The organism is Streptomyces sp. NPDC005070 (genome assembly GCF_053600395.1).
Genome location: NZ_JBSFZS010000059.1, coordinates 43,891 through 51,899, shown reverse-complemented (window position 1 = coordinate 51,899; position 8,009 = coordinate 43,891). Strand labels below are relative to the sequence as shown.

The following is an 8,009-nucleotide window of genomic DNA, read 5'->3' as shown; positions in this document are numbered from 1 at the left end:
GAAGGTGACTGTCATACGGCTGACCTCGGCAGTGCTCGGCACGGAAGACGGACCCGGGGTGACGCACCGCCCGGCCGGACGCGTCAAGTGTCCTTGCGGCCCCGGTTTCCCGGGCGGGAGGCGACCCAGGCGCGGACGGTGTCGGCGTACCAGTAGGGCTTACCGGCGTCGACGTGGTCGGGTTCCGGCAGCAGCCCGTGTTTGCGATAGGACCGGACGGTGTCCGGCTGCACCTTGATGTGTGCGGCGATCTCCTTGTACGACCAGAGCCGGCGGTCGGTCATGAGTGGCACCTCCCCGCGCGCGCCGCGGCGGCGGCCTGGGACGGCCGTCGGGGGAGCCGGGCGCTGCGCTGGTGATCACAAAGCGTGTGCCCGGTGAACGACGCGGCGTGAGGGCCGGGCCGTGGCTGTCGCCCGGGTGTGACGCAAGACCCGCGTATACGCGACATGTGTGACACGGAGGAGTTTTTTGTGACACGAGTGACGCATGGGCGGTAGCAGTACGGAGTCGCCGCCCGGTCGCGCAGACGGGCCTGCTGGACCCCGAGCGCCTGCCGCGCCCCAAGCACCGGGAGCCCGAGCACCGGGCGGGCCCCGAGCGCCTGCCGGGCCCCGAGCACCCGGCGGGCCGGGAGTCCGGGGGCCGGGTGCCCCGGGAGGCGGGCGTCACGCCCCGCAGGACCTCAGGAACTCCCGGGTGCGCCGGGCGATCGGCAGTGGCTTGTCCGGCGGGCACGGGTACATGTCCTGCTCGACGATCGCGAACAGCTCGACGCCGAGATCCTGCGCGGCGGCGAGGACGGGTTCCAGCGCCGGCACGCCGGAGGGCGGTTCGCACATCACGCCGCGCGCCACGGCGGGCCCGAACGGGAGCTCCTCGGCCCGCACCCCGGCCAGCACCCGCGGGTCCACCTGCTTGAGGTGGAGGTAGCCGATGCGTTCGCCGTACGTCTCGATGAGCTTGACGCTGTCGCCCCCGCAGTAGGCGTAGTGGCCCGTGTCCAGGCACAGCGACACCAGCGAGGAGTCGGTCGCGTCGAGGAAACGGGTGACGTTCTCCTCGCTGTCGATGTGCGTGTCCGCGTGCGGATGGACGACCACGCTCAGCCCGTAGCGCTCGCGCACCTCATGGGCGAGCCGCTCGGTCTGGGTGGCCAGATCCCGCCACTGGGCCGGCGTCAGCTCGCTGTCCTCCAGCACCGCGCCGGTCTTGTCGTCCCGCCAGAAGGCCGGGATGACCACGAGATGCCCGGCGCCCATCGCCTGGGCGAGCGCCGCGATGTCCGAGACGTGCGCCCAGGTGGACTCCCACACGTCGGGACCCCGGTGCAGTCCGGTGAAGACCGTGCCCGCCGACACGCTGAGCCCGCGCCGGGCGGTCTCCTCGCGCAGGACGTCCGGATCGGTGGGCAGATAGCCGTACGGGCCGAGCTCGATCCACTCGTAGCCCGATCCGGAGACCTCGTCGAGGAAGCGCTGCCAGGGGACCTGCAGGGGGTCGTCGGGGAACCAGACGCCCCAGGAGTCGGGAGCCGAACCGATCCGGATGCGCGAGAGTGAGGACGGAGGTGACGACCGCGGTGACGACTTCGGTGAGGGACCGGGGGATGACTGCGGCGATGACTGCGGCGATGACTGCGGCGACGACGTCATGGGCGCCAGCTTCCGGCGGCTCCCGAGAGGTGTCAAGCCAAGGTCCGAATGTCTGGACAAAACGTTGACAGGGTCCCCTTGCGGGGCTAGACCTGGGGACAGCCACAGGGACCGCCGAGAAGGGAACTCGATGGCGTACGAGCTGATCACCATGGGGCGGATCGGCGTGGACCTCTACCCGTTGCAGACGGGGGTCCCGCTGTCCCGGGTGACCTCCTTCGGCAAGTTCCTCGGCGGCTCGGCGACCAACGTCGCGGTGGCGGCCGCGCGGCTCGGACGGCGTACCGCCGTCGTCACCCGAACGGGTGCGGATCCCTTCGGAACCTATCTGCGCGAGGCGCTGCGCGACTTCGGTGTCGACGACCGCTGGGTCACCGCGGCCCCGGGACTGCCGACGCCGGTCACCTTCTGCGAGATCTTCCCGCCGGACGACTTCCCCCTGTACTTCTACCGGCAGCCCAAGGCCCCCGACCTGGAGATCGGCGCGCACGAACTCGACCTCGACGCCGTGCGCGAGGCAGGGGTCTTCTGGATGACGGGCACGGGACTGAGCGCCGAGCCCAGCCGCACGGCCACCCTCACCGCCCTGGCCCACCGGGCCCGCTCCGGTACGACGGTCTTCGATCTCGACTGGCGCCCGATGTTCTGGCACGATCCCGCGTCCGCGCGCCCCTTCTATAAGGAGGCCCTGCGCCACGCCACCGTCGCCGTCGGCAACGTCGACGAGGTCGAGGTCGCCACCGGAGAACGCGAGCCGCACGCGGCGGCCGCCGCGCTCCTGGCGGCCGGCGTCGAACTCGCCGTGGTGAAACAGGGACCCAAGGGCGTCCTCGCCGTCCATCGCGACGGCACCACGGCCGAGGTCCCGCCCCTCCCGGTCGAGGTCCTCAACGGCCTCGGCGCGGGCGACGCGTTCGGCGGCTCCCTCTGTCACGGACTGCTCGCCGGCTGGGACCTGGAGAAGACCGTGCGCCACGCGAACGCGGCGGGCGCCATCGTCGCCTCCCGGCTGGAGTGCTCCTCCGCGATGCCCACCGCGCACGAGATCGAACAGGCCCTCGCCGCGGGAGCGGTGCGGTGAGGGCGGGCCACGTCGGGGGAGCCCGCCCCGAACAGGGAGGCGACGGGCCCGCGCCCGTACGTGTCGACGTCTCCGCGCTCGTCCGGACCCGGGCCCGCCGGCCCGAGGCGGTCGCGGAGGCCGCCGCCCGGCGCGTGCGACGGCCGCTCGTCGAGGGTTCCGGCCGGCTGATGATCATCGCCGCGGACCATCCGGCCCGAGGCGTGCTGGCCGTGGGCGAGCGGAGACTGGCCATGGCGGGGCGGGCCGATCTGCTGGAGCGCCTGTGCGTCGCGCTCGCCCGTCCCGGGGTCGACGGGGTGCTCGCCACCGCCGACATACTGGACGACCTGCTGCTCCTCGGTGTGCTCGACGGCAAGGTGGCCATCGGCTCGATGAACCGGGGTGGACTGGCGGGTTCCGCCTTCGAGCTGGACGACCGGTTCACCGGCCACCGCCCGAGGGACATCGAGCGGTTCGGCCTCGACGCCGGCAAACTGCTGCTGCGCATCGACTACGACGACCCCGGCTCACTGCGCACGCTGGAGTCCGCCGCCCGCGTGATCGACGACATGGCCGAACGGCAACTTCCCGTCTTCGTCGAACCGTTCCTCTGCCGTCGCCGGGACGACGGCACCCTGCGCAATGATCTGAGCGCCGAGGCCGTCACCAAGTCCCTCGCCATCGCGGGCGGCCTGGGCGGCAGTTCGGCCTACACCTGGCTGAAGGTCCCCGTCACCGAGAACCCCGACGACATGGCCCGTGTCATGGAGACCTCCACGCTGCCCGCCGTCCTGCTCGGCGGCGATGTCGGCGAGGATCAGGAGGGTGCGTACGAGAAATGGCGCGGGGCGCTCCAACTCCCCACCGTGCAGGGCCTGGTGGTGGGCCGCTCGCTGCTGTATCCCGCGGACGGCGATGTCGCCGCGGCCGTGGACACCGCCGTAGGACTTCTGTGAGGGCCGCATGAGTCGTCCGAGCAACGAGCTGTACGTGCCCGCGGGCACCACCGCCGACGCCTACTACGCCCTCGACATCGCCCCCGAACGGGCCGGCTGGACCCACAGCAGTCTGCGGATCGTGGAGCTGGCCCCCGGCGGCACCCACACCTTCACCACCGGGGACAGTGAGTGGATCGTGCTCCCGCTCGGCGGCGGCTGCACGGTGCGCACCAAGGACGGCATGGACGAGGAGGAGTTCCAACTCCTGGGCAGGCGGAGCGTGTTCGACGGGGTCTCCGACTTCGCGTACGTTCCCCGTGAGGCCCGGGCCCAGATCGCCTCCGGCGCGGGAGGCCGCTTCGCCCTGGCAGGAGCGAAGTGCGAGCGCCGACTCCCCGCCCGCTACGGCCCCGCGCCGGAGGTTCCCGTCGAAGACCGCGGCAGCGGCGACTGCGCGCGCCAGGTGCGCAATTTCGCCGCCGCGGACGTCTTCGACTGCGACCGGCTCATCGCCGTCGAGGTGATCACCCCCGGCGGCAACTGGTCCTCGTATCCACCGCACAAGCACGACGAACACCTGCCCGGCGTCGAGTCCCGGCTGGAGGAGATCTACTACTTCGAGATCGACGGACCGAACGGTTTCGGCTATCAGCGCGTATTCCCCTCCCGTGAGGGCGGTTCGGACGTCCTCGCCGAGGTCCGCACCGGCGATGCCGTCCTCGTCCCCGACGGATGGCACGGCCCGTCCATCGCCCAGCCCGGTCACACCATGTACTACCTGAACGTCATGGCGGGGCCGGGCGGGGACAGGGAGTGGCGGATCCGCTTCCACCCGGGACACGCGGAGAGCACAGGGGGATACCGATGACCTCGACGACGAGGCTGACGGTCGCGCAGGCGCTGGTGCGGTTCCTGGCCGCCCAGCACACCGAACGGGACGGCGAGCGCCGTCGGCTGATCGGCGCCGTCTGGGGCATCTTCGGCCACGGGAACGTCGCCGGGATCGGCCAGGCGCTCGTCGAGTACGCGACAGCGCCCGGCGGGGGGACACCCTCCGCACCCCCCGTGATGCCGTTCCACCAGGGGCGCAACGAACAGGCCATGGTGCACGCGGCCGTCGGCTACGCCCGCCAGTGCGGCCGGCTGTCCACGCACGCCGTGACCACCTCCATCGGGCCCGGCGCCACCAACCTCGTCACCGGCGCCGCGCTCGCCACCGTCAACCATCTGCCGGTGCTGCTCCTGCCCGGCGACGTCTTCGCGGCCCGCCCCGCCGACCCGGTGCTCCAGCAACTGGAGGTCCCCTTCGCCGGGGACGTGTCGGTCAACGACTGTCTGCGCCCGGTGTCGAAGTACTTCGACCGGATCACCCGCCCCGAGGCCCTGATACCGGCGGCGCTCCAGGCGATGCGCGTGCTCACCGACCCCGTCGACACCGGCGCCGTCACGCTCGCGCTGCCCCAGGACGTGCAGGCGGAGGCGTACGACTGGCCCGAGGAGTTCTTCGCCGAGCGGACCTGGGCCGTACGGCGCCAGGCGCCCGACGCCGGCGAGCTGGTCCGCGCCGTCGAGGCGGTCCGCGGGGCCCGGCGTCCGCTGATCGTCGCGGGCGGCGGCGTCCACCACAGCCGTGCCGAGGAGGCGCTCGCCGAGCTCGCCTCGGCCACCCGTATCCCCGTCGCCTCCACCCAGGCGGGCAAGGGCTCGCTGCGCTGGGACCACCCGCAGGACGTCGGCGGCATCGGCCACACCGGCACGGCGACCGCCGACGAGCTGGCCCGCACCGCCGACCTGGTGATCGGGGTCGGCACCCGCTACACCGACTTCACCACCGCCTCGGGCACGCTGTTCGCGGCCTCGGGCGTCCGCTTCCTCAACCTCAACATCGCCGCCTACGACGGGCACAAGCTCGCCGGCTCTCCGCTGATCGCCGACGCCCGCGCCGGTCTCGAAGCGCTCACCGAGGCGCTGCTGCCGCACCGCCACCGCGCGGAGCCCGCGTACGTCACCGAGTACACGGACGACAAGGAGCGCTGGGAATACCGCGTCGACGCGGCCTACGAGGCGGAGGACATCGACATCCGGCCCACCCAGCCGCAGGTCCTCGGCGTCCTCGACGAACTGGTCACCGACGAGGACATCCTGATCAACGCGGCCGGCTCGCTCCCCGGCGACCTGCACAAACTGTGGCGGGCGCGGTCGCGGGACCAGTACCACGTCGAGTACGGCTATTCGTGCATGGGCTACGAGATCCCGGCCGCGATCGGTGTGCGGATGGCGGTCCCGGACCGGCCCGTGTGGGCGCTGGTGGGCGACGGCACGTATCTGATGATGCCCACCGAGATCGTCACCGCCGTCCAGGAGGGCGTCGCGATCAAGGTGGTCATCCTGCAGAACCACGGGTACGCGTCGATCGGGGGGCTCTCGGAGTCCGTGGGCGGAGAGCGCCTGGGCACGGCGTACCGCCGTCTGGCCGCCGACCGTACGTACACAGGAGTGCCGCTGCCGGTCGATCTCGCGGCCAACGCGGCCAGTCTGGGTATGCGGGTCCTGCGCGCGAGAACCGTGCGTGACCTGCGGGCGGCCCTGGCCGAGGCGCGTGAGGCGGACACTCCCACTTGTGTCTACGTGGAGACCGAAACGGCAGACACAGTGTCGGGCGCGCCCCCGGCCCAGGCCTGGTGGGATGTACCTGTGGCCGAGACCGCGACCCGAGCGTCGGCGGTCAAGGCACGTGAGGAGTACGACCGGCACGTCGCCGCCCGACGCCGCCATCTGTGAAGGAGTAATTGGCCATGACGAAGACCGTCGACCACTGGATCGGTGGCAAGACCGTCGAGGGTGCGTCGGGTACGTACGGGCCGGTCACCGACCCGGCGACCGGCGCCGTGACCACGAAGGTCGCGTTCGCGAGCGTCGAGGAGGTCGACGCCGCCGTCGCCGCCGCGAAGGACGCGTACGCGACCTGGGGTCTGTCCTCGCTGGCCAAGAGGACCACGATCCTGTTCAAGTTCCGTGCGCTGCTCGACGCCAACCGCGACGCCATCGCCGAACTGATCACCGCCGAGCACGGCAAGGTGCACTCGGACGCGCTCGGCGAGGTCGCCCGCGGTCTGGAGATCGTCGAGCTGGCCTGCGGGATCACGACGCAGCTCAAGGGCGAGCTGTCGACCGAGGTGGCCTCCCGGGTCGACGTGTCCTCGATCCGCCAGCCGCTGGGTGTCGTCGCCGGTATCACGCCGTTCAACTTCCCGGCCATGGTCCCGATGTGGATGTTCCCCATCGCCATCGCCTGCGGCAACACCTTCGTTCTCAAGCCCTCGGAGAAGGACCCCTCGGCGGCCATGAAGCTCGCCGAGCTGCTGGCCGAGGCGGGTCTGCCCGACGGTGTCTTCAACGTCGTGCACGGTGACAAGGTGGCCGTCGACCGGCTCCTGGAGCACCCGGACGTCGCCGCGGTGTCCTTCGTGGGCTCGACGCCGATCGCCCGCTACATCCACACCACCGCCGCCGCGAACCACAAGCGGGTCCAGGCCCTGGGTGGCGCCAAGAACCACATGCTGGTCCTGCCGGACGCCGACCTGGACGCCGCGGCCGACGCCGCCGTCTCGGCCGCGTACGGCTCCGCCGGCGAGCGCTGCATGGCGATCTCCGCCGTCGTGGCGGTCGGCTCCGTCGGCGACGAACTCGTGGCCAAGATCCGCGAGCGCGCCGAGAAGATCAAGATCGGTCCCGGCAGCGACCCGGCGTCGGAGATGGGCCCGCTCATCACGGCCGTCCACCGCGACAAGGTGGCTTCCTACGTGAAGGGCGCCGCCGACCAGGGCTGCGAGGTCGTCCTCGACGGTACGGGCTACACGGTCGAGGGCCACGAGGACGGCCACTGGATCGGTCTCTCGCTCCTGGACCGCGTGCCGGTGACGGCGGACGCGTACAAGGACGAGATCTTCGGCCCGGTGCTGTGCGTGCTGCGCGTGGAGACGTACGAGGAGGGCGTGGCGCTGATCAACGGCTCCCCCTTCGGCAACGGCACCGCGATCTTCACCCGGGACGGCGGCGCCGCCCGCCGCTTCCAGCTCGAGATCGAGGCCGGCATGGTCGGCGTGAACGTGCCGATCCCGGTGCCGGTGGGCTACCACTCCTTCGGCGGCTGGAAGGACTCCCTGTTCGGGGACCACCACATCTACGGCAACGACGGCACGCACTTCTACACCCGCGGCAAGGTCGTCACCACCCGCTGGCCGGACCCGTCGGAGGCCCCGGCAGGCGTCGACCTGGGCTTCCCGCGCAACCACTGAGGCACTGGCCGCCGGTGCCCCGCTCCTCGCACGAGGGGCGGGGCACCGGCGCGTC

Annotated in this window: 7 protein-coding genes; 5 read left to right on the top strand and 2 right to left on the bottom strand. The window is 71.7% G+C overall.

Annotation, left to right across the window (positions count from 1 at the left end):
- Positions 1–83: 83 nt before the first annotated feature.
- Together ACWEBX_RS21165 and ACWEBX_RS21160 are read right to left on the bottom strand one after the other, a co-directional pair.
- On the bottom strand, positions 84–284 hold the full coding sequence (locus ACWEBX_RS21165; protein ID WP_451886372.1) for a helix-turn-helix transcriptional regulator: 201 nt from the start codon (positions 282–284) through the stop codon (positions 84–86).
- Between the two features lie 384 nt (positions 285–668).
- Positions 669–1,655: a sugar phosphate isomerase/epimerase family protein gene (locus ACWEBX_RS21160; protein WP_451886371.1), complete on the bottom strand. Its 987-nt coding sequence runs from the start codon at positions 1,653–1,655 to the stop codon at positions 669–671.
- Positions 1,656–1,785: 130 nt separating this feature from the next.
- On the opposite strand from ACWEBX_RS21160, the gene iolC reads away from it, so the two are divergent.
- The 5 genes from iolC to mmsA are packed head-to-tail and all read left to right on the top strand — an operon-like array spanning position 1,786 to position 7,954.
- Positions 1,786–2,736, top strand: coding sequence for a 5-dehydro-2-deoxygluconokinase (gene iolC / locus ACWEBX_RS21155; protein ID WP_451886370.1), 951 nt, complete (start codon positions 1,786–1,788; stop codon positions 2,734–2,736).
- Positions 2,733–3,674: a Cgl0159 family (beta/alpha)8-fold protein gene (locus ACWEBX_RS21150; protein WP_451886369.1), complete on the top strand. Its 942-nt coding sequence runs from the start codon at positions 2,733–2,735 to the stop codon at positions 3,672–3,674. Before iolC ends, ACWEBX_RS21150 begins: the two co-directional genes overlap by 4 nt.
- A 7-nt stretch (positions 3,675–3,681) precedes the next feature.
- Positions 3,682–4,524, top strand: a complete 843-nt coding sequence (gene iolB, locus ACWEBX_RS21145) for a 5-deoxy-glucuronate isomerase (protein ID WP_451886368.1) — start codon at positions 3,682–3,684, stop codon at positions 4,522–4,524.
- On the top strand, positions 4,521–6,437 hold the full coding sequence (gene iolD / locus ACWEBX_RS21140; RefSeq protein WP_451886367.1) for a 3D-(3,5/4)-trihydroxycyclohexane-1,2-dione acylhydrolase (decyclizing): 1,917 nt from the start codon (positions 4,521–4,523) through the stop codon (positions 6,435–6,437). Before iolB ends, iolD begins: the two co-directional genes overlap by 4 nt.
- A 14-nt stretch (positions 6,438–6,451) precedes the next feature.
- Positions 6,452–7,954, top strand: a complete 1,503-nt coding sequence (gene mmsA / locus ACWEBX_RS21135; RefSeq protein WP_451886366.1) for a CoA-acylating methylmalonate-semialdehyde dehydrogenase — start codon at positions 6,452–6,454, stop codon at positions 7,952–7,954.
- Positions 7,955–8,009: the final 55 nt, after the last annotated feature.